Raw genomic sequence first — 21023 nt, 5'->3', positions numbered from 1 at the left:
CACACCACCCCCACGGCCGCACGACAGAACAACAGCCACAGGAACGATCATCCCGTGCCCGCCGTCACCCCCGCAGGGAATTGCGCAGCAGAGTCCCGAGGCCCCTCAAAGACGTATGCGGATGAGCGAACTCGCCGATGGCTGCAACCTCACCCTCAGCGGGATGACCCGCGTCGTCAGCCGACTCGAGAAGCAGGGATTCGTCCAGCGGGTCCAGTGCGCCGAGGACCTGCGCGGCTGGAACGCCGCCCTCACCGATGACGGCCTCGCCCGCCTGCGGGAAGCCTGGCCCGCCCATCTGGCAAGCGTGCGACGACATGTGCTGGACAACCTCGCCGGCCACGACCTCACCCAGCTCACGGCGGGACTCCGGCGTATCACGCAGACGCTTTGAGGCCACGGGCGCCCGTGCGGCCTACGGGCAAGGTGACCCTCCGTCCGGGACGGAGGCAGGTCGTCAACGGGGCCGCCGGTGAGGTGTCCTCGTGGACGGAAGGTGCGCTGCAGCACGGTGATGGGGGGAGACACCATGCCCACTGCTTGGGCACACCGTCCTGGGGCGATGCGGTACCTCGGCGCGGTGACCGACCGCGTCCGCGGGCCCCGCGCCCCCGCGCAGCGCCGCCCGCACGTACGGAAGGCCCAGTGTCGGTGAGAGAGTCCGAGAACTCGTGAGCGAAGTGGCAGGCTCCGCACCCGGCTCGGAGGAGGCTCCTTCCGAGCCGGCCCTTCGCCTTGTTCGAGGTCGTGCCACACGCGTGCCACTGATGCCACGCGGATGCCGTGTCCCCTGGTCCGAGGTGACCGTCCCGGTTCTCGAAGCCTTTGGTCAAGAACAGATGTCGCGTCCGCGTGTCATCCGTACCGGGCCTCCCGGCCGGCACCGGAAGGCCCCGCGGCGGAAGGCTGTCACCTGCTCCTGAGAGCGGGTTCGAGGTCGGGCTTGCCCGTCGGCAGCTGAGGGTCGTCGTGATGCGTCAACTTGACCCGGCCCTGAAGGGACCGGGCTTGGAGGTAGTGCCCAACTGGCTGCTGGGTGGACTCCTCCGTCCAGACACCCCTATGGGGTGGCAGGGACGCGTGACTCACGCCCCGCAGTCCACGCAGCCTCGCCGCGCTGGGCGATGTTGCGGGAGGCATTCCGGTCTGCGTGGGCAACGACCCCGCAGTTCCGGCAGGTGAACAGGGCCTGGCTTGCCCGGTTCTTCTTGTCGATGCGGCCGCACTCGCAGCACTGCTGCGAGGTGTAGGCGGGATCAACGAAGACCACAGGCACGCCGGCCCGCTTTGCCTTGTAGACGATGAAGTCCCCGAGCTGGGCGAAGGCCCAGGAGTGGAGCGCGACCCTCCCCCAGCCTTCGGCCGGGAGGTGCCCCCAGGGCTTGCGGAGCCGTACCCTCTGCCGGATTCCCTTGAGTTCTTCCAGGGAGATCCCGGACGAGGTGCGTTCAGCCTCAGTCACGATCGTCTTGGCAATGATGTGATTGGCGTTGGCGGCATGGCGCGTCTCGCGCCGGTTGCGCTTCTTCAACAGCCGCTTGGCAGACTTGGTGCCCTTGGCCTGGAGCTTGCGGCGCAGCCCCGCTTGCCGCTTGCGGTGCCGGTTCAGCCCACGCCCGGCCGCCTGGTAGCCGGAGGACGTGGTGGCGATGTTGACGATGCCGAGATCCACGCCGATGAAGCCGCCCGGCTCGTACGGCTCGGCCTCGGGCACCTCGCAGACGGCGACCAGGTAGAACACGCCGTCACGCTCGACCAGATCAGACTCGCCCTGCCGGTGCTCCCGCAACGTCTTGAGCGCATCAGCCGAGCAGGCAAAACGCACGTTCTTGATCCGCCCGGCCGTGGTCCAGATGGACACCGTCTGCACGTCGTACTGCCAGGACAGGCACCGGTCGTCGTACGGCTGAGCGGCCTCGGGCCGGAAGATGACCGGTTTCGTCTCGGCCTTGGTCCGGCGCTTGGAACCCGGCTTGCCGAGGTTCCCGGCCTTGATGTTGGCCTTGAGGGTGGTGTAGGCGTCGCGGACCTTCTTAATGGTGTGCTGAGCGGCCTGCGACCCAAGGCCCCTCGCCCTGAGTTCGCCATAGGTGTGCTTGCGCAGCTCGTACTCACGCGGCACGCCACGCTCGAAGGCCACCGCCGACACCCAGTTCGCTGCCTCGTTGACCGAGTGCAAGGTCGCCGACAGCGCGGGAGCCTGGTCAGCCTCCGGCATCAGCTTGACCTGCACGACGATTTTCATGAGGTGCTCATGATATCGATCTATGTCACCTCGCTGGGGGCCAATTCCCGATATCCGCAGGGTCGTACGGTCGGCTGCACCCTCCATGCGCACTTGGTCTTCACGCCCAAACCGGCGCGGGCCGTTCACGGACGAAATCCTTCGACGCTGCGAGGAAGTCATGCGCGACGTGTGCACGGACTTCGAAACCGAACTGGTCGAATTCAAGGGCGAGACCGATCATGTTCACCTGCTCGTGCACTACCCGCCGAGGGTCGCTTTGACCCGGCCGGTAGGCAGCCTCAAGGGCGTCTCAGCCCGCAGGCTCCGCCAGGAGTTCCCCGCACACATCCGCAAGTACCTGTGGGGCGAACACTTCTGGTCCCTTCCTACTTCGCTGCCTCCTGCGGCGGCGCACCCCTCGCCGTCATCAAGGAGTACATCGAGAACCAGAAGCGTCCTGGCTAAGGACAACAGTGCAGACCCGTGGTCCAGCACGGGTCAGGGCAATCGAGACAAGCGCTTCCTCCCGGGCGTGAACGCCCGGGGTTCCGCGCTAGATCGTGCTGAACAGTTTGCTGGGCCACCACATCCATCGACCCACGTCCAGGGTCAGCGCGGTGACCAGCACCGAGCGGACGATCATGGTGTCCAGCAGCACGCCGAACGCCACCGCGAACCCGAGCTCGGCCGCGAACACCAGCGGCAGCGAGGCCATCGCCGCGAAGGTGCCGGCCAGCACCGCACCCGCCGAGGTGATCACACCCCCGGTGGCGGACAGACCCATCAGCGCGCCGCGCCGGGTGCCGTGCAGCAGTGCCACTTCGCGCACCCGGGTGACCAGGAAGATGTTGTAGTCGATGCCCAGGGCGACCAGGAACACGAACGTCAGGAGCGGGAAGGAGGCTTCCGCCCCGGCGAAGTGGAACACGTGGTTGAACATCAGACTGCTCACGCCAAGGGCCGCTCCGAACGACAGCACCACCGTCGCCATGAGCAGCAGTGGTGCGACGATCGCCCGCAGCAGCAGCGCGAGGACGAGGAACACCACGACCAGCACGATGGGGATGATCACCTCGGAGTCGCGGGCGGCCGCTTCTTGCGTGTCGAGAATGATCGCCGTGTTGCCGCCGACTTGGGCATCCGCACCCTCGATCTTGTGGACCGTGGTTCTGGCCTGCTCGACGGTGCGCATCGCGGCCGTGCTGCTGGGAGCGTCCTTGAGCTCCCCGAGCATGATGGCCTCACCACCCTTGATCATCGGCGTCGACACGTCAGCGACTCCTGGGACGCCGGACAGCGCGGTCTTCACCTGCTCCGCAGAGGCGGCCTTGGCCACGACGTAGACGGGGTCGCCCGACCCGGCCGGGAAGTGCCTGGACTGGATCTCCTCGCCGACGGACATCTGCGGCTTGTCGGTGAACTGGTCCTTGTTGGAGAGCCCGTCGGCCTTCAGCCCGAACACCCCGATCGCCATGACGCCGAGGACGAGCGCGGTGCCGATCCACACGATCCGCGGTCGGCCGGAAACGGCGGTGCCGACCCGGGTCCAGATGCCCTCCTTGGTCGCCCCGGCCGATCCGTACGACGGCCTCACCGGCCAGAAGATCCAGCGGCCGCAGATGACCAGCAGGGCCGGCATCAGGGTGACCATGGCGAGCAGCCCGACGAGGATGCCGACGGCACAGGCCGGCCCGAGTCCTTGGGTGGAGTTGAGGGTGGCCAGCATCAACAGCATCAGGCTGACCGCGACGGTCGCGGCGCTGGCGATGATCGCGGGACTGGAGCGGCGCAGGGCCTCCGCCATCGCCTCGTGCCGGTCCTCGTGCCGCCGCAACTCCTCTCGGTACCGCGAGGTGAGCAGTAGTGCGTAGTCGGTGGCGGCGCCGAACACCAGCACGGTAAGGATGAAGCTGGTCTGCTTGTTGACGGTGAGTCCGGCGTTCTTCGCCAGCAGGTAGATCACCGCCTCCGACGTCACCAGGGCGCCGCCCACGGTCAGCAGCGGCAGCAGTGGCAGCACCGGGCTGCGGTAGGTGAGCAGCAGGATCACGACCACCACCAACGCGGTGATCGTTGTCAGGCCGCCTCCTCCGCTGAAGGCCTTGATCGAGTCGGATGCGTGACCGGCCGGTCCGGTGACGTGGAACCCGAGACCGCCCGCGTTCTCTTCGCCGACCTTGTTCATCGCGTCGACGACCTCGCCGATCCCTTCCCAGCCCTTCTTGTCCTTGTGAACCTGGACCACGGTCTGGATGGCCTTGCCGTCCTGGGCCTTCAATGGGCCCTGTGGCTGCCCCACGACGTTTTCGATGCCCTTGAAGGCTTCGGCGTCGGCTCGGGCCTTGGTCATGTCGGCAGGGGTGATGCCGTCGGGCCGGTCGTAGATCACAATCGCGGGCAGGGTACCGGCAGGCTGGAACTTCTCGGCTCGGTCGACGACCTTGGTCGACTCCGCGTTACTGGGCAGCCAGGCCGAATTGTCGTTCTCCTCTACGTCGCCGAGCTTGCCGGCCAGCATGAGCGCCGGGATCAGCAGGGCCGTCCAGAGGGCGAGGACGACCCATTTCGCCACTCTGCCACTGGGCAATGACGCCAATTTTCGCACCACGTGGATTCCTCGGTGTTCAGTCGACGTGAGAGAGCTTGTCGGGATTGGCGACGGCGTAGATCCCGCACACCTGGTTGCCGTCCGGAGTGAGGTCGAGGACGAGGACGGCGTAGGGGGTTTCGCCGGCGAACAGCAGCGCTGACGGGTCACCGTTGACGCTGCGGTAGGCGATGTTGAGGCCCTTGCCGGAGCGGGGGGCGACAGCGGCGAGCAGACGGGCGACCTTGTCCCGGCCGTGGAGCGGCCGCAAGCCCCCCGCTGCCTTCCCTCCGCCGTCACCCCACAGGGTCACCTCCGGCGCCAGGAGTTGCAGGAGGGCGTCCAGGTCACCGCCGAGCGCGGCGGCCAGGAACCGTTCGGTGACCTGCTGCCGGACGTGCGGATCGGGCTCGTAGCGGGGGCGTCGGGCGTGGACGTGCTCGCGGGCGCGATGGGCGAGCTGGCGAATCGCCGAGGGACTGCGGCCGAGGATTTCGGCGATCTCGGTGTGGGCGTAGCCGAACACCTCGTGCAGGACGAACACTCCGCGTTCCAGCGGAGTGAGGGTTTCCAGGATCACCAGCAGCGCCATCGACACCGACTCGGCGCGCACTGCCGCATCAGCGGCGTCTTCGGGGACGGGAGTATCGGTGAGGGGGCCGACGAGCGGTTCAGGCAGCCATGGCCCGATGTAAGTCTCACGGCGGCGGCTGATGGTGGCCTGGTGGGCGAGAGCCCGGTTCACCGCGATCCGCACCAGGTAGGCGCGCGGGTTGTCGATCCGCTCCGCGCTCGATGCCCGGTTTCTGGTCGTCCACGACAGCCATGTCTCCTGCAACACGTCCTCGGTGTCGGCGACGCTGCCGAGCATGTTGTAGACGATGGAGAACAGCAGCTCGCGGTGGTCGTTGAACACCTGTGTCGCGGTGTTCGCCATCGGATCTGACGCCGCCTCCCGCGGGCTGCCTTCGGATGAGGCTGCCGGTGAGTCTGGCGGGGGGTAGTACATCGCAGGGCCTCCCGTCGCGGATGCATTCCGAACTGAGAGCGGCCCAGGCACCCGGAGTGTGACATCCACTCTCGAAATGTGATCCACACCACACCAATGGCCCGTGCTGTCATACGGACGGGGCGCGGCGAGGTCAGCACCAGCCGGCCTCGCGCCGGGTGTCCGCCTTGAGAGTCCCCCGTCCGGGCAGCAGATCGACAGGACGGTGAGCTGACGCTGGATCGAGCGTCGGCTGCGGCCGGCTCAGAGCTCGGGCGTTCGGTCCGGGCTCCGTGGGCAGTGGTGAGGAAGAGCCAGGCTGTGGCGGCGAGATAGAGCGCGGGGCCTCCGAAGAGCCGCGACCGGCCTGGTCGCGGCAGAGCCGTGCCGCCCCGAGGCCGACCGCCGCCGTCCGTCGCCGTCCGCGTCCGCGATCTTCCGATCGTGGACGTCCCGTCCGTCGACCCCAGTGGGCCGTACCGGTCATTGTCCCGAGCCGTTCGGGGGAAATGTGGATGTTGCCCGGCGCGGCGCGGGCCGGTCGGGGCACCGGTGACTTCAGTGCGTGGGCGTTCAGGGCGCCCGTGCGGGAGAACGGCAGCGGGGCAGGACCGTCGGGCGTGACCCCGCGCAGAGACGGGAGTAGCTGGATGCTCATCAAGCGAGCAGCCCGGGCGGCGCAGCGCCGGTGGGCGTGGACGGCGACGGTTGCGGCGGTGGCGGTGGCAACAGGGGCGGCCGGCCCGGTCGGGGCGGCCCCGGCCGCGGCGGCCGGGTCCACCGAGGTGAACTGCAGGAGCAACCCCTCGGCCCTGCGGAAGGCGATCGACAGCAGCTCGGACAGGTCGGAGCTGAAGGTGAGGGGGACCTGCACCGGCCCCTTCACCATCAGGAGAGACCTCGACCTGATCGGCGACAAGCACACCGTCCTCGACGGGAACCTCGCGGGCCCCACCGTGACCGTCAAGGCGGGCGTCCGAGCCCGGATGAGGGACCTGACCATCGCCAACGGCGCGGCCAACGGCCAAGGCCAGGCCGGAAACGGCAAAGACCCGGCAGCAAACGGGGGGACCAACGCCAACGGCCAGGGCGAACGCGGCGGCGGAATCTTCAACGACGGCGGCAGGGTGACGCTGGCCGACGTCACAGTGCGCCACAACACCGCCAGATTCGGCGGCGGCATCTACAGCCGCAACAACAAAGGCAACATCGGCTCGGTCAAGTTGATCCGCACCACGGTGAGGCACAACACGGCGACGAAAAAGGGCGGCGGCATCCACAACAGCGGCGGCACGCTGACACTGACCAACTCCACTGTGCGTCACAACATCGCCCAATTCGGCGGCGGGATCTTCAACACCGGCACGGCGACACTGTTCGACTCCAGCGTGTTCCGTAACGGAGCGACAATCCAGGGCGGCGGGATCTTCAACAAAGGATCGGTGACGCTGATCCGCTCCAGAGTGGAACGCAACACCGCGGGCGCAGGCCGCGGTAGCGGCGGCGGCATCTTCAACAAGCGCGGCACGGTGACACTGACCAACTCCAAAGTGCGCCAGAACCAGCCGGAAAACTGCACCGGCAACGTCCCCGACTGCACCGGCTGACATCGGGTCACCGCAGCGGAACGGTGGGGGCGCTCAGCTACGGCACGTCAGTCTCATCTGCGCCGCCGCATGATGCGCCCCCACGCGAGCCGCCGCCCCCCAGTCGCGCCCCCGGTCGATCAGCTGGACCGCGAAGACGCCGTCGCCCCGGACCGGATAGCTGCCGACCGGCACCAGGTCGCCGCGGTGCTCGGTCTGGCGGACGCCGAAGCCGGTGTAGCCGGAAGCGGGGTCGTCGGGGTCGGCGAGGACGCGGTAGAAGGTGGGGTCGCCGGCGACGTCCGTGACGCGGGTGGTGAGGGGGACGAAGACGGCGAGCGAGCACTGCCGGTAGTCCTGGTCGAGTTCCCAGCTCCAGGTCGCCGTGCCCCCACGGTCCTTGGTGGTGCTGCCCGACATGGGCACCGCCGTGAAGCTGCCGTCGCACGACTCGTCGCGCCAGCCGCCCGAGGGCACGCTGTACCAGGCGGCATGGCCGTTCTCGAAGCGCCCGCCCTCTCGATAGGTGCCCGTCGTGCAGCCCGGGCCCGCCCACTCGTCCACACCGGCCGAGCCGTCGTCCGGGTCCGGCAGCGCCGTGGGGCCCAGCCTCGTCGGGATGCCCCGGCCCGAGATGTCGTCATCCGCCGCCTGTGCGCCGCCGCCCGTCCCGCGGCCGTCCGCCGCATCGGAACCGCTGATCAGCGCCGCCGCGGCGATGAAGCAGCCCAGGACGACGACCGCTCCCGTCGCCAGCAGGGCCTTGCGCAACCGGGTCAGCGTCGAGATACGGCCCGCGAACGTCTCGCGCGCGATCCATGACGTGTCCGACCCACTGTTGGCCCGCACCACGAACCCGCAGTCGGGACACCCCATGCCGGGCAGCGGGCCTCGCCTTTCACTGCCGCAACGTTCGCACGCCATACCAGCTCACTATGCAGGAACCCCGACCGTCACGAGGGGCGAACGCCTACACGAGCACCCACACGAACGTCCCATCGAACGTCTCATCGACGTCCGCGTGTACGCAGCAGACAGCACCGGCAGCCGAAAGCCGGCGGCCGCTCACGCCCTGCAGTCCGCCCGTATCTGCGCCGCCGCGTGATGCCCGCCGTCCACGTGTCCCGAACCCCAGTCCTGGCCCCGGTCCACGAGCTGGATCGTCAACTCCCCGTCCCTGACCGGGAGATCGTTCACGATCACGATCCCGCCCCGCATGCTCGGCTGGTCGATCTGGAAGTACGTGACGATGCCGCCGTTGTCGTCGGCGTCCGACAGGACGTTGTAGCGCGTCGGATCACCGGCGACGTCCTCCTCCCGCGGGCTCCACGGAATGCGCACCGCCACCGAGCACTTCGCGTAGCCGCCGCCCGGGCGCCAGTTCCAGGTGACGGTGTTGCCGCGGTCCTGGTCCTGTGCCCCCGACATCGGCACGGCGATGAACCGGCCGTCGCACGAGTCCCCCTCATGCCCACCGGAGTCGACGTCGTACCAGCCGTCGCGCCCGTCCGAGAACCGTCCGTACGTACGCACTCCATGCGGACATCCCGGCCCCACCCACTCACTGAACGCGGGCCGTTGAGGGCCGGCGCCGGGGCGGGAGGAAGCAGGCTTGGAGGGTTTCGACTCCGGCTTCGGCGTCGGCTTCGGCTTGTGCGAGGGCGTGGTCGTGGGGCCCGTCGCGCTCGGCGACGGCGGGTCCTCCGCCACGGACGTCGGGCCCACGCGGCTCGGCAGTCCGCCCAGCGAGATGTCGTCCACCGCCGGACCGGTCGCGTCCGTCCGCTGCTCCTCCTCGCCCGCCAGGAGCAGTGCGCCGAGCAGCAGTCCGCCGACGCCGAGCACAACGCCCGCCGTCAGCAAGGCCTTCAGTCCGGGCCGCGACTCCCTCTCCGCTCCGGATCGCGCCGGCGCGGCATCCACGGTGCAGGTATCCGTCACCATCCCCGGCAGCGCCCCCCGGTGCGTGCCGCCGCATCTCTCGCACACCATGCGCCCCACTATGCAGGGGAGTTCCTACCGACTGGTAGGCATGCGCGCGTCTCAACGCGATATCGATCCACGGGCGTTTGACCTTGCCCCAGGGGCAAGGCGCACCGTCCTCCTGCCGGGCGGCCACAGGAAGCGCCGCCCGGTGACGGAGGATGGGACCGTGCACGACGACTTCCCGGACGCGTCCCGGCTGCTGAGCATCGGGGCCTTCGCCGCCCGTGCGCGGCTGTCGGCCAAGGCGCTGCGCCTGTACGACCGGCTCAGGCTCCTCGCCCCCGCGTATGTCGACGACGTGACCGGCTACCGCTGGTACCGCGCCGACCAGGTGGAACGCGCCCGGCTCGTCGCGCTGTTGCGCCAGATCGACATGCCGCTCGCGCGGATCGCCGAGGTGGTGGAGCTGCCGGGGGCGGAGGGCGCGCACGCGGTGACCGCGTACTGGGCGGAGGTCGAGGAGCGGCGTGCTGTGCAGGGCGCCGTCGTGGCCCATCTCCGTGACCGGCTCTCGGGCAGGAGACCCACGATGTACGAGATCAGGACATGTGACGTACCGGAGCAGGCCGTGCTCGCCGAGCGCAAGCACCTCCTCTCGGACGAGCTGCCGCGCTGGATCCCGGCCGCGCTCGGCCGGCTGGAGCGGGCGGCCGAGGAGTGCGGGGGTGTGGCGGGCGTGCCGTACGTGGCGTACCACGCCGAGGTGACCCCGGACAGCGACGGCCCGGCGGAGGCGTGTGTGCCGGTCACCGATGCGAAGGCCGCGGAAGCGTGGGCGGCGGCGCACGGGCGTGGGGCGACGTCGGGGACGGTTCTGCGCATCGAGCCCGCGCAGCGCCTCGCGTACACGCGCATCACCAAGGCCCAGGTGGCCTACCCGCAGATCATCTCGGCCTTCGATGCGGTGGAGGAGTGGGTCGAGCGGGAGGGCCTGACGATCACGGGCCCGTGCCGGGAGGTGTACTTCGCGGACTGGGACGCGGCGTCGGCGACGGACGAGGTCTGCGACATCGCCTTCCCGGTGGCCTGAGCGAGGGGGCGCGAGCGGGTGGAGGGCGGTTCCGTCGGGTGAGCCCGCTCGCGTGTCCGTCCTCGAACGCCGGGCCGGCTTGAACGGCGCCCAGGACCGGCCGGAAGCGTGCCCGGTGCCTCAGTTCGCGTCGCGGAGCTCCTGCGGGCACGGGGTTCCGCGCGGGAGCTGGTACGGCGCAGCCAGGCGGTAGACGCCCGGGCGGGGGGCGAGGAGTTCCGTCCACTCGTCGCCCTCCGCGTCCTCCTCCGCCTTCAGCAGGCAGCCGGCCACGTTCACGTACGTCCGCGGCTCGTCGTCCGGCCGTGCCTTCGACGCCTCGGTCTCCTCCGGCTCGGGCACGCTCCGGCCCTCCTCGTCGACGAGGCCGAGCCACGGCGAGTACGGGATGCGGATGAGCACCCGGCCCGCCGAGCGCACGCGGATCGTCAGCTCGCCCGCACCCGCCCGGTCCACGGTCGCCGGCGGGTCGGCGAGCGGCATCGGGTCGCGGACGGCGAAGAGCTGCCAGTTCGCGTCGGACCAGACGCGCTTGAGGTACGGCTGCCCGCGCTCGATGAGCTCCGCCTCCTCCTTGCCGCCGCCCGAGTCGGGACTGCCCTGGGGCAGCACCACGTAGTGCACCGCCCAGCGGTCGAGCCACTCGCGGTAGTTGTCGGCGTCGAGGGTGTCGTCGTAGAAGAGCGGGTTGCGCTCCATGTCGGCCTGGCGGTTCCAGCCGCGTGCGAGATTGACGTACGGCGCGAGCGCGGACGCCTCGCGGTGGCTGCTGGCCGGGACGACCTCGACGCGGCCTTTCTCGGCGCCGACCTCCTGGAGCTCGTTCACGAGCGGCGCGAGCTCGCGCGTCCAGGAAGCGGCCGGTGCCGTGCGGACGATGTCGTCGACGCTCTTGAAGCCGATCCACACGTTGAGGCCGGCGAAGGCGAGGACGACCGCGTACCACTTGAGCGTGTGCGGGGCGACGTACGGCAGCGCCGCCAGCAGCACGACACCGGCGAACAGCATCGCGAGCCGCGAGACGTTCGAGCCGATCTGCGAGTCGACGACGAAGGTGAGGAGGGTGCCTGCGCTGTACACGACGGCGGCGGTACGGACCGTCCGCCAGTCCTTCGGTACGAGGACGAGGACGAGGACCCCGAACAGGAACGGCAGCGACGTCGACGCCAGCGACATCGGCTGCGTACCGGAGAACGGGAACAGCCACGCCGACAGCGCCACCACCGCCACCGGGGCGAGGCCGAGCGCATACGCCCCCGGGCGCCGTTTGTTCAGGAACAGCGCCGCCGCGACGACCCCGAGGAACAGCCCGGCGACGGGACTCGACGCGGTCGCGAGCCCCGCGAGCGGCGCGGCGACGGCGGCCTTCGCCCATCGTTTCGTACGCCAGCGGTACGGCCAGCAGAACACGGCGGCGACCGCACCCAGCGCGAAGAGCATCCCGAGCCCGAAGGTGACCCGCCCGGACAGGGCGTTGCACAGGAACGCGAAGACGGCGGCGAGCGCGCAGGCCAGCGGATTGCGGACGGCGCGGACGCGGATGAGGATCAGCGCGGTCAGGGTGGCGGAGAGCGTGCCGACGATCATCATCGTCGTCCGCACGCCGAGGAGGGACATCAGATACGGGGACACCACGCTGTACGAGACGGGGTGCATTCCCCCGTACCAGGCGAGGTTGTACGCGGAGTCGGGGTGCCGGCCCACGAACTCGGCCCAGGCATCCTGGGCGGCGAGATCCCCTCCGCTGTTTGCGAAGACGAAGAACCAGGCGACGTGGGCGACGCCCGCGAGGAGCGTGGCGACGGCCACAGGGTGGCGGAGGGCGCGCCGGGTGCGCTGCCGCAGGCCGTCACGTGCGTACGGCTCGACCTCGGGGTCGGCGTACGCCGGTGACGGCTCAGCGGTGATCACTTCGGCACTCCCCGTCCGTTCCCACGGGCCCTGCCCCGTACGTACAGGGACGCGTTACGGGGATGTCACGTTGCCCGGACGCTAGCACGCAAGTTCTGGTCCGGCAGCGCGGGTGACGACGACCGCTGCCGGCCGCGGCCCTGGCACGGGTTGCTCCGTACCAGGGCCGCGGAGGTGGCGGTGGGGCGGCCGTCAGCCCAGGCGGGTCAGCTTCGCACCGACGCCGGGCTCCTCCAGGTCCGACTGCAGGACGATGGGCGACGAGGCCTTGCCGGTGCCGCTGCCGACCGACACCTCGCCGACGACCGTGCCCGCCTTCGCCGCGTGCGGGATCGCGGCCTTGCCGGCGCCGATGTCGAGCTCCACCTTCAGGCCGGCCCAGCCGAGCGCCTTCACGTCCTTGGTCGCCACGACCGGGACGCGGCCGCCGAGGCCGTCGTCCACGTACCCGACGACCGTGCCCTTCTTCACGACGGTCGCCGAGGTGACCGCCGCCTGGGCGCCCTGGATCAGCTTGAGGCTGTCCTGGAGGGACGACTCCAGCTTCGCGTTGGGCGAGTCACCGCGCTGGATGCCGAAGACCGCGCCGTAGATGCGGCGGACCTTTCCGTCGACGACGGTGTCGGCGGACCAGAGGAGGTTGCCGCCGGCCGGGGTCGAGGAGCCGGTCTTGATGCCGCTGACGCCAGGCTGCAGGAGAATGTTGTTGTTGTTGTAGATCTTGCCGTCGATGCCCTCGATCACGATCTCCGGCGTGTTGACGATCTCCCGGAAGACGTCGTTCTGCATGACCGCCTTGGCCAGCTTCAGCTGGTCCGATGCGGTGGAGACGGTCGAGGACCTCAGGCCGCTCGGGTCCGTGTACGTGGTGTCGTCCATGCCGAGCTCCTTGGCCGCGGCGTTCATCTTGTCGACGAACGCGCCCTCCGACGAGGAGTCCCAGCGGGCGAGCAGACGCGCCGCGTTGTTCCCGGACGGGATCATCAGCAGCTGAAGCATCTGCTTCTCACTGAACTTCTGGCCCTCGCGGATGGGGGCCGTCGACTCGTCCTCGGCCTTCGACTCCTCTTCGGCCTGCCGGTCCACCTCGATCTGCGGACCGGTCTCCTCGCCTTTGAGCGGGTGGTTCTTGAGGATCACGTACGCCGTCATCGTCTTCGCGACGCTCGCGATCGGTGCGGGCTCCTGGGCGCCGTGGGTGCCGAGGCTGCCGACGCCCTCGACCTCGACGGCCGACTGGCCCTCGGCGGGCCACGGCAGGGCGAGGGTGTCACCGTCGAAGGTGTACTCGGACTCGGCGGTCAGCGTGAGGACCGGGTCCGGGAGCGGGCGCACGAGCTGCACGATCGCAAACACGATCAGGAGAACGATGACCAGCGGCGTCCAGATCCTGATCCGCCGCACGACGGTACGGACCGGGGTCTGGGGCGGCGGCGGCGTGTTCGTCAGCTCGGCGAGCAGATCGAGCGGCGGCTTGGGCGGCAGCGGCTGCTGCTTGGTCCGCTCGACCTCGGTGAGCGACGCGGGCGCGGAAGGTGCGGGCGCGGGCGCGGCGGATGCGGGCGCAGCGGACGGGCGCGCGGTGGACGGGCGCGCGGTGGACGCGGGGGGAGACACCTCGTCACGGCGCAGCGGTACGAACTTGCTGGTCCGCTCGGCCTCGGACTCGGGCTCGGACTGCGGCTCGGTGTCCGGCTTCTTGGGCGCGGCCGGCGGGGTGATCTTCAGCGCGGTGGTGGGCTGATCCACGGCCGGCCGAGGCAGCGCCTTGAAGACGGCGGTCGGCTGGTCGACCGGCTGCTCGGTCTGCTCCTCGGCCTCGGCCTCGGCCTCGGTCTCGGCCTCCGAGTCCTCGGAGTCGTCCGAGTCGTCGGAGTCGTCGGCCGCCGCGTCGACGTCGGACGTCTCGGACTCGTCCGCCTCGTCGGCCTCCGACGAAACGGGCGCGGGCTCGTCAGACGCGGAGTCGCCGTCCTCGTCGTCCGGCGCCGCGCCATCGTTGTCGTCGCCTTCAGCAGGCTCGGACGGTTCGGCCGCCTCGGACGTCGCCGAGTCCTCCGCCTCACCGGCGGTCTCCGAGTCCTGGACGGCATCCTCGTCGTCGCCGTCCTCGGCATCGGCATCTGCCTCGTCAGCGACATCGGCAGCGACATCGGCATCGTCGTCGCCCGAGGCGTCCGCGCTGCCGGAGACCCATGCCGCCACCGCGGCACGCAGACGCGCGTCGTCGCGGTCCGACGAGGCATCGGACGAGGCATCGGACGAGGCATCAGACACGTCGTCCGCTGCGGACTCCTCCACCGCATCCGGCACATCGGACGAACCGGCCGTAGCGGATCCGGACTCGGAACCGGACCCGGAGGCAGAACCGGAACCGGAAGCCGACTCCGACGCGTCCCGCCCAGCAGGCGACGGCAGCGTCTTGAACACCGCCGTCGGCTGGTCGACACGCCCCTCCGTCCGCGACGCCGTCCCGGCAGGACGGAACACGGCAAGCCTCGGATCGCGTTCGCCCGAAGCCGTCTCCCCCGACGACTTCTGCTGCTCCGACCTGTCGGGGGACTCGCCCGCCACCGTGCCTCCTTCATGCCTGCGCGCCGCGAAACGCCGCTGTCCGAACCATCTACCAGTGTCCTGTGTGAGCCCTTGGCCCCCGTGCAAGACGAGAACGACATACCTACCGGTTCCCGTACGAAGCACCCAGGCACTCTCGACAGACCAATGTGAGAGGCGTCACCCTGTCATTCATCCACGCGGGGAGGCATGGATGGGCAGGAGCCGCAGAACAATTCCGGAGGAGCTTCTGCTGCTCGCTCTGGACCCGGCCACGGGTACCACAGCGCAGCCGCAGTCGCTCGACCTCGGCCTGGCCGGAGCACAGCTAGTGGAGCTGGCACTGGCAGGACGGATAGCCCCTGACGGGGATCGTATCGCCGTGGTGATGCCACGGCCGACAGGAGATCCGACACTGGACTCCGCACTGGAGCTGCTGCGCAGGCGTGGCAGTCCGGTCCGGGCCGTCCACTGGATCGGCGGGCCCCGGCTGGGGCTGCGCCAGATCTATCTCGCACACCTGGAGCGGTGCGGCATGGTGCATGCCGTGGCGGGCCAGATGTGCGGGGTGCTGCCGACGACTCGCTACCAGGCGACGGACACGGCGATCAGCCGGGACATCAGGGCCCGGCTGGACAGTGCGATCCGCACCGGCGTACCGCCGGACCCGCGGACCGCGGCGCTCGCCGCGCTGGCCCATGCGGTCGGTCTCGGCAAGCACCTGTACCCCGGGAACGAGGGGCGTTCATCGCGCTCCAGGCTCCGGGATCTGATCAGGCACGACCCCATGGGCGGCCTCGTGGCGCACGCCGTGATGGACGTCCAGAACGGTGTGGCCGCACAGCCCCGCCGCAACTCGGCGGCGCCGCCCGGTCGCCAGTCCGCCGTACCGGTGCAACCGCGCCACGGGAGCATGGCCCGCGCCGCGGCGCACTGAGCAGGACAGGAGCCGGTCGAGGACACCCTGCACACCCCAACAGAATCGACCAGCACGAGCAACACCACGCACCGAAAACCCGGTTCGGGAGCCGCGCCGAACGCGCGGGGCAGTCATCGCGACTGCCCCGCGCGTGCGCGTTGCCGCGCGTGTCGTCATTTCCCAGCGCAGCCAGCACTATTGGTGGCAGTCTGCTGAGACGCAGATACGCACAGCAACGAACAGAGAAGTTTACAGCCGGAGGTGCAGTTCCCGTGGCGTCCAGTGTCAACCCCACCGTCAGGCGCCGCCGCTTGGGCCAGGAGCTGCGCCGTCTCCGCGAGCTCAAAGGCATGACCGCGGAGGAGGTGGCCGAGCGCCTTCTCGTCTCCCAGTCGAAGATCAGCCGACTGGAGAACGGCCGGCGCTCGATCAGCCAGCGCGACGTCCGCGACCTCTGCGGGGTGTACGAGGTCGAGGACCACCGGGTCGTCGACTCGCTGATGCAGATGGCCAAGGACTCCCGCCAGCAGGGCTGGTGGCACGCCTTCGGCGACATCCCGTACAGCGTCTACATCGGCCTGGAGACCGATGCCGCGAGTCTGCGCGTGTACGAGCCGCAGATCGTGCCCGGCCTGCTCCAGACCAGGCAGTACGCGGAGGCGCTGATCGCCGGCGCGCTGCCCGAGACACCGGTCAGCGATGTCGAGAAGCGGGTGCAGGTCAGACTGCGCAGGCAGGAGCGCATCGCGTCGCCCGACAACCCGCTGCGACTGTGGGCGGTGGTCGACGAGGCCGCGCTGCGCCGCGTGGTGGGCAACGAGCAGCTGATGCGCGACCAGCTGGAGTTCCTGATCGAGCAGTCCCAGCTGCCGCACGTCACGGTCCAGGTGCTGCCGTTCAGCATGGGCGCACATCCCGGCATCACCGGACATTACGCAGTGCTGGAGTTTCCGGACGCATCGGACTCGAGCGTCGTCTACATCGAGGGCGTCACCAGCGACCTTTATCTGGAGAAGGCGAACGACGTCCACAAATACACCGTGATGTACGAGCACTTGCGGGCACAGGCCCTGAATGTGGACCAGACCCGGGAGTTCATCAAGGACATCGCCAAGGGATATGCCAGGTGACAACCGGGTTACGAAGTCGCGAGCGCGCACGGTACACCGTGACAAGCCTTTCCCGGAAGACCACTCCGGAATATGCCATCCGGTCGGGTGAACGGGCGTTCTCATCCGGAGAGCCCGCCAAGTAGCGTCGTGATCACGCCGTCAAGAACGTCGGCGGCAACGACCTACCTGGAACCGGAGATGCACATGGCTATTCAAAAGGGCGCCCTGGACACGTGGACCAAGTCCTCGTACTCCGGCGGAAACGGCGCCTGCGTCGAGGTCAAGTCCCCCGTGGTGAAGGCCATCGCCGTGCGGGACTCCAAAGTGCCCGCGGGACCCTCGCTCACCTTCGTCCCGGATTCGTGGAACGCCTTCGTGCACGGGGTGAGCAAGGGTTCCCTCTAGGACCTGTCGGGCATCTGGGACGACCTCAAGGACCTCGACCCCAATCCCTCGACCTCAAGGAATAGGGAAATACCGGAAGTCACGTAGAACACCGGATTTCGACGACAGAGCCCTCTCGACTGGTCCGCCGTCCCGGCCGAGGGGGCTCGGCATTTCCCCCGTCAGCGCAGCTGGTCCACGTAGCGGTCCGTCCCCGGCACCGTCGGGATGAAGGGCGCCACCAGCTCCACCCTCCCCAGCTCCCCCGCCTCCAGGTCCGTGAAGTGATCCGCCCAGCAGGCGCGCGGGTCCTGCTCCAGGAACCACAGCAGCGTCAGCCGCGTGTCGACGCCCTCCACCTGCTTGACGTACGACATCCGGTCCAGCGGGAGCGGCGTCGGCCGGAAGACCGTCACCATCGCCGCCGGGGAGCCGGCGAGCCGCTTCGGCAGCTCCCGCGACCGCAGCCACTCCAGCAGCTCCGCCCGCCGCTCCGGCCCCTCGGCGTCGATCACCTCCACCACCAGCCCCGCGTACGGGTGGTCGAGCGCGTGATGGTCGCGAGGGCCCGCGGCGCCGTCCCGGTAGACGGTCGCCACATGGTCCTGGAACGCGGTGAAGACGTGCGTACGGTCCTGGTGGACGCGCCCGTCGCGATTCAGCCGCTTGTTGATGCCGACGGTCCACTTCATGTGGTCGTCGTAGCGCCCTTCGGTGATCCAGTACGTGGAGATGTAGCACCCCGTGGTCACCGGCTGGGCGACCGCCGACTTCTCCGGGTACCGCAGGAGCTGCAGGTCCCGGGTCGCCACCCACCGCCGCCCCGCGTACATCCAGGGCATCGCCATCGCGCCCGCGTAGTAGTGGTCGTCCTCGTACCAGCGGTTGTACGCGTACTCATGGCCGGGATGCGGCTCGACCATGGTGATCAGGGCATGGCCCGGGTGGACTCCGTAGGGGCCGACGGCCGCCAGTTCCGCGTACACCTCGGACCGAGTGTCCTCGCTCACGACGCTCCCCTTCCTTCCTCCGGTGGACGGACCTACTCTGACGCACCGTCAGATGAAGGACCAGAGCCGGGAGCCGCCGAGATGCTGCTGCAGGGAAAGACCGTCATCGTGTCCGGCGTCGGCGCCGGACTGGGGCACCAGGTCGCCGCGACCGTCGTACGGGACGGGGGCAACGCCGTCCTCGGTGCACGCACGGAGGCGAACCTCGCCAAGACCGCCGCCGAGATCGACCCCGAGGGCGCGCACACCGCCCACCGCCCCACCGACATCACCGACGAGGCCCAGTGCGAGGCGCTGGCGGCGCTCGCCGTCGATCGCTTCGGGCGGATCGACGCGGTCGTCCATGTGGCGGCCTGGGACAGCTACTTCGGCGGCGTGGAGGACGCCGACTTCGCGACCTGGCAGCAGGTCATCGACGTCAATCTGCTGGGGACGCTGCGCATGACCCGGGCCTGCCTCCCCGCACTGAAGGAGCGGGGAGGCTCGGTCGTCATCATCGGCACCCAGTCGGCGGTGGCCGCACCCTCCCAGGTCCGCCAGGCGGCGTACGCGGCGTCCAAGGGCGCCCTCACCTCGTCGATGTACTCCCTGGCGCGCGAGCTGGGCCCGCACCGGATCAGGGTCAACACCGTGCTGCCCGGCTGGATGTGGGGGCCGCCGGTCGAGGCGTACGTCCAGTTCACCGCGCACACCGACGGCGTACCGGAGTCGGAGGTGCTCGGGCGGCTGACCGAGCGCATGGCCCTGCCGGAACTGGCCACGGACGGGGACGTGGCGGAGGCCGTCGCCTTCCTCGCCTCCGACCGGGCGCGGGCGATCACGGGCCAGTCGCTGCTGGTCAACGCCGGCGAGCTGATGCGGTAACAGACACCGCACCTGCCCCTCGGGCCGCACGGGCGATCACCGCCGTGCGGCCCCTTCTCGCCCGACGCCCGGTCATGGATGTGAATGAAGGTCAACAACTCGAACAATTTTACTTGCTCTTGACCTTTCGAGTCGTTGTCGTGGCCGCGCATATAGCCACACCATGAACGGCGTTCACAAGGCGGACCCCTGGAGGGGGACATGAACAGTCTCGACTGGACCGTGCTCATCGGCTACTTCGGCGTGATGGTCGCCATCGGCATCTGGTCCCACAAGCGTGTGGACAACGTCAGCGACTTCTTCACCGCCGGCGGCAAGATGCCGTGGTGGCTGTCGGGCATCTCCCACCACATGTCCGGCTACAGCGCGGTCATGTTCACGGGGTACGCAGCGATCGCCTTCACCTACGGCGTGACCTCGTACGTCACGTGGTCCTTCCCCATCGCGATCGGCATCGCCATCGGATCCCGGCTGTTCGCCCCCCGGCTCAACCGGGTCCGCTCACGCCTCCGTGTCGCGTCACCGCTCGAATACCTCAAGGACCGTTACAACCTGCCCACCCAGCAGGCCCTCGCCTGGTCCGGCGTCCTGCTGAAGATCGTGGACGTGGGCGCCAAGTGGGCCGCCATCGCCACCCTGCTCTCCGTCTTCACCGGCGTCTCGCTCAACATGGGCATCCTGATCACCGGCGCGGTCACGGCCGTCTACTGCACCGTCGGCGGCCTGTGGGCGGACGCCCTCACCGAACTCGGCCAGTTCATCATCCAGTTCGTCGCCGGCATCGCGATGCTGGTCGCCGTCTTGGCCGAGCTGGGCGGCTTCAGCAGCCTCTGGAACGTGTGGGACGAGCCGGTCCTGTCGGGCCACACCGAGCCGCTCGCCGGCCCGTACATGATGGTCTTCCTGATCGCCTACCTCTTCATCAAGACCTTCGAGTACAACGGCGGCATGTGGAACCAGGCCCAGCGCTACATGGCCACCGACTCCGCACGGTCCGCCGAGCGTTCGGGCCGGCTGTCCGCCCTGCTCTGGCTGATCTGGCCGCTGGTGCTGTTCTTCCCGATGTGGGTGGCGCCGGTGATCCTCAGTGACCAGCAGAACGTCGTCCCGGCCGACTCGTACGCCCTGATGGCGGAGCAGCTGCTGCCGCACGGTCTGCTGGGCCTCGTCGTCGTGGGCTTCTTCTCCCACACGATGGCGATGTGCTCCTCCGACGCCAACGCCATCGCGGCGGTCGTCACCCGCGACATCATGCCCGCCGTCTCCCGCAAGGTCCGCGAGTGGGACACGCGCGCCGGACTGCTCGCCGCCCGCTGGTCGACGCTGCTCTTCCTCGGTCTGTCGATGGCCATCGCGACGCAGGTCAACTCGGACTTCTTCGGGGACATCATCACCGTCGTCATCAAGTGGGTGGCCGGCCTGATGGGTCCGATCGCGATCCCGCTGATGCTGGGTCTGCTCCCCTGGTTCCGCAAGAGCGGCCCGACGGCGGCGCTGCTGAGCTGGGGCCTCGGCCTGCTGACCTTCTGGCTGGTCAACTACCCGATCAACTGGAACGTCGAGGGCGGTGTGCCGCTCCAGTACCAGGTGTCCATCCCGCTCGCGGTCTCGCTGGTGCTCTTCATCCTCATCGGCTACATCAAGCCGGAGGACACCCCCGAGCGCGACGGGATCCTCGCGCAGCTCAACCCGGGCGGCGGGGACGGGTCGGGCACCGCGGCCGTCCCGGAGCCGGCCGTGGCCGGCGACACGGTGACGCAGCCGGCGGCGACCAAGGAGTAGCGACGACGCATGTGCGAGAGGGGCGGGCGGTCCGAACGGGGGGCCGCCCGCCCCTCTGTGCGCGTGCTTCGGGCTCCGCCCGCG

The 21023-nt window shown here is 69.4% G+C and carries 16 protein-coding genes and 1 pseudogene; 9 read left to right on the top strand and 8 right to left on the bottom strand.

The window, feature by feature from the left end; all coding sequences use genetic code 11:
- Positions 1 to 115 precede the first annotated feature (115 nt).
- Positions 116 to 394, top strand: coding sequence for a MarR family winged helix-turn-helix transcriptional regulator (locus ACFV9O_RS11075; protein WP_385415343.1), 279 nt, complete (start codon positions 116 to 118; stop codon positions 392 to 394).
- Between the two features lie 666 nt (positions 395 to 1060).
- Here ACFV9O_RS11075 and ACFV9O_RS11070 read toward each other — a convergent pair.
- Entirely contained in the window at positions 1061 to 2245 is a 1185-nt protein-coding gene (locus ACFV9O_RS11070; protein ID WP_385415324.1) for an RNA-guided endonuclease InsQ/TnpB family protein, read from the bottom strand.
- A gap of 9 nt (positions 2246 to 2254) precedes the next feature.
- Here ACFV9O_RS11070 and tnpA point away from each other — a divergent pair.
- Positions 2255 to 2692 (top strand): annotated as a pseudogene (tnpA, locus tag ACFV9O_RS11065) (IS200/IS605 family transposase).
- Between the two features lie 88 nt (positions 2693 to 2780).
- Here tnpA and ACFV9O_RS11060 read toward each other — a convergent pair.
- Both ACFV9O_RS11060 and sigJ read right to left on the bottom strand, forming a co-directional pair.
- Complete coding sequence (locus ACFV9O_RS11060) at positions 2781 to 4835, bottom strand: MMPL family transporter (protein ID WP_385415322.1); 2055 nt, start codon at positions 4833 to 4835, stop codon at positions 2781 to 2783.
- Between the two features lie 16 nt (positions 4836 to 4851).
- Complete coding sequence (gene sigJ, locus ACFV9O_RS11055) at positions 4852 to 5751, bottom strand: RNA polymerase sigma factor SigJ (protein WP_385415319.1); 900 nt, start codon at positions 5749 to 5751, stop codon at positions 4852 to 4854.
- 701 nt (positions 5752 to 6452) lie between these two features.
- On the opposite strand from sigJ, the gene ACFV9O_RS11050 reads away from it, so the two are divergent.
- Complete coding sequence (locus tag ACFV9O_RS11050; RefSeq protein WP_385415316.1) at positions 6453 to 7409, top strand: hypothetical protein; 957 nt, start codon at positions 6453 to 6455, stop codon at positions 7407 to 7409.
- 33 nt (positions 7410 to 7442) lie between these two features.
- Here the strand turns inward: ACFV9O_RS11050 and ACFV9O_RS11045 are convergent, their stop codons facing one another.
- Both ACFV9O_RS11045 and ACFV9O_RS11040 read right to left on the bottom strand, forming a co-directional pair.
- Positions 7443 to 8264, bottom strand: coding sequence for an adhesin (locus tag ACFV9O_RS11045; RefSeq protein WP_385415313.1), 822 nt, complete (start codon positions 8262 to 8264; stop codon positions 7443 to 7445).
- Positions 8265 to 8453: 189 nt separating this feature from the next.
- A complete protein-coding gene (locus ACFV9O_RS11040) occupies positions 8454 to 9380 on the bottom strand; it encodes an adhesin (RefSeq protein WP_385415310.1) in 927 nt (308 codons plus the stop codon).
- Positions 9381 to 9540: 160 nt separating this feature from the next.
- Between ACFV9O_RS11040 and ACFV9O_RS11035 the strand changes: the two genes are divergently transcribed.
- The gene (locus tag ACFV9O_RS11035) at positions 9541 to 10404 is read left to right on the top strand and encodes a MerR family transcriptional regulator (RefSeq protein ID WP_385415308.1); all 864 of its coding nucleotides are present in this window, start codon (positions 9541 to 9543) and stop codon (positions 10402 to 10404) included.
- A 120-nt stretch (positions 10405 to 10524) separates the two neighbouring features.
- Here the strand turns inward: ACFV9O_RS11035 and ACFV9O_RS11030 are convergent, their stop codons facing one another.
- Both ACFV9O_RS11030 and ACFV9O_RS11025 read right to left on the bottom strand, forming a co-directional pair.
- Complete coding sequence (locus ACFV9O_RS11030) at positions 10525 to 12249, bottom strand: MFS transporter (protein ID WP_385415341.1); 1725 nt, start codon at positions 12247 to 12249, stop codon at positions 10525 to 10527.
- Between the two features lie 258 nt (positions 12250 to 12507).
- Positions 12508 to 14889, bottom strand: coding sequence for a serine hydrolase (locus ACFV9O_RS11025; protein WP_385415305.1), 2382 nt, complete (start codon positions 14887 to 14889; stop codon positions 12508 to 12510).
- Between the two features lie 193 nt (positions 14890 to 15082).
- On the opposite strand from ACFV9O_RS11025, the gene ACFV9O_RS11020 reads away from it, so the two are divergent.
- The 3 genes from ACFV9O_RS11020 (at position 15083) to ACFV9O_RS11010 (ending at position 17304) form a co-directional block, all read left to right on the top strand.
- Positions 15083 to 15805 (top strand): GPP34 family phosphoprotein, encoded by a 723-nt coding sequence (locus ACFV9O_RS11020; protein ID WP_385415302.1) that lies wholly within the window; start codon positions 15083 to 15085, stop codon positions 15803 to 15805.
- Positions 15806 to 16059: 254 nt separating this feature from the next.
- A complete protein-coding gene (locus tag ACFV9O_RS11015; RefSeq protein WP_385415299.1) occupies positions 16060 to 16917 on the top strand; it encodes a helix-turn-helix domain-containing protein in 858 nt (285 codons plus the stop codon).
- A gap of 186 nt (positions 16918 to 17103) precedes the next feature.
- On the top strand, positions 17104 to 17304 hold the full coding sequence (locus tag ACFV9O_RS11010; protein ID WP_385415296.1) for a DUF397 domain-containing protein: 201 nt from the start codon (positions 17104 to 17106) through the stop codon (positions 17302 to 17304).
- A gap of 161 nt (positions 17305 to 17465) precedes the next feature.
- Here ACFV9O_RS11010 and ACFV9O_RS11005 read toward each other — a convergent pair whose 3' ends face one another.
- Positions 17466 to 18293: a hypothetical protein gene (locus ACFV9O_RS11005; RefSeq protein WP_385415293.1), complete on the bottom strand. Its 828-nt coding sequence runs from the start codon at positions 18291 to 18293 to the stop codon at positions 17466 to 17468.
- Between the two features lie 81 nt (positions 18294 to 18374).
- Here ACFV9O_RS11005 and ACFV9O_RS11000 point away from each other — a divergent pair, with 81 nt between their 5' ends.
- Positions 18375 to 19157, top strand: coding sequence for an SDR family oxidoreductase (locus tag ACFV9O_RS11000; RefSeq protein ID WP_385415291.1), 783 nt, complete (start codon positions 18375 to 18377; stop codon positions 19155 to 19157).
- 201 nt (positions 19158 to 19358) lie between these two features.
- A complete protein-coding gene (locus ACFV9O_RS10995; protein ID WP_385415288.1) occupies positions 19359 to 20939 on the top strand; it encodes a sodium:solute symporter family protein in 1581 nt (526 codons plus the stop codon).
- The last annotated feature ends 84 nt before the right edge of the window (positions 20940 to 21023 follow it).

Source organism: Streptomyces sp. NPDC059909 (genome assembly GCF_042730885.1).
Classification (GTDB): Bacteria; Actinomycetota; Actinomycetes; order Streptomycetales; family Streptomycetaceae; genus Streptomyces.
Note: the sequence above shows the minus strand (reverse complement) of the source record. Positions and strands in the feature narration are given on the sequence as shown.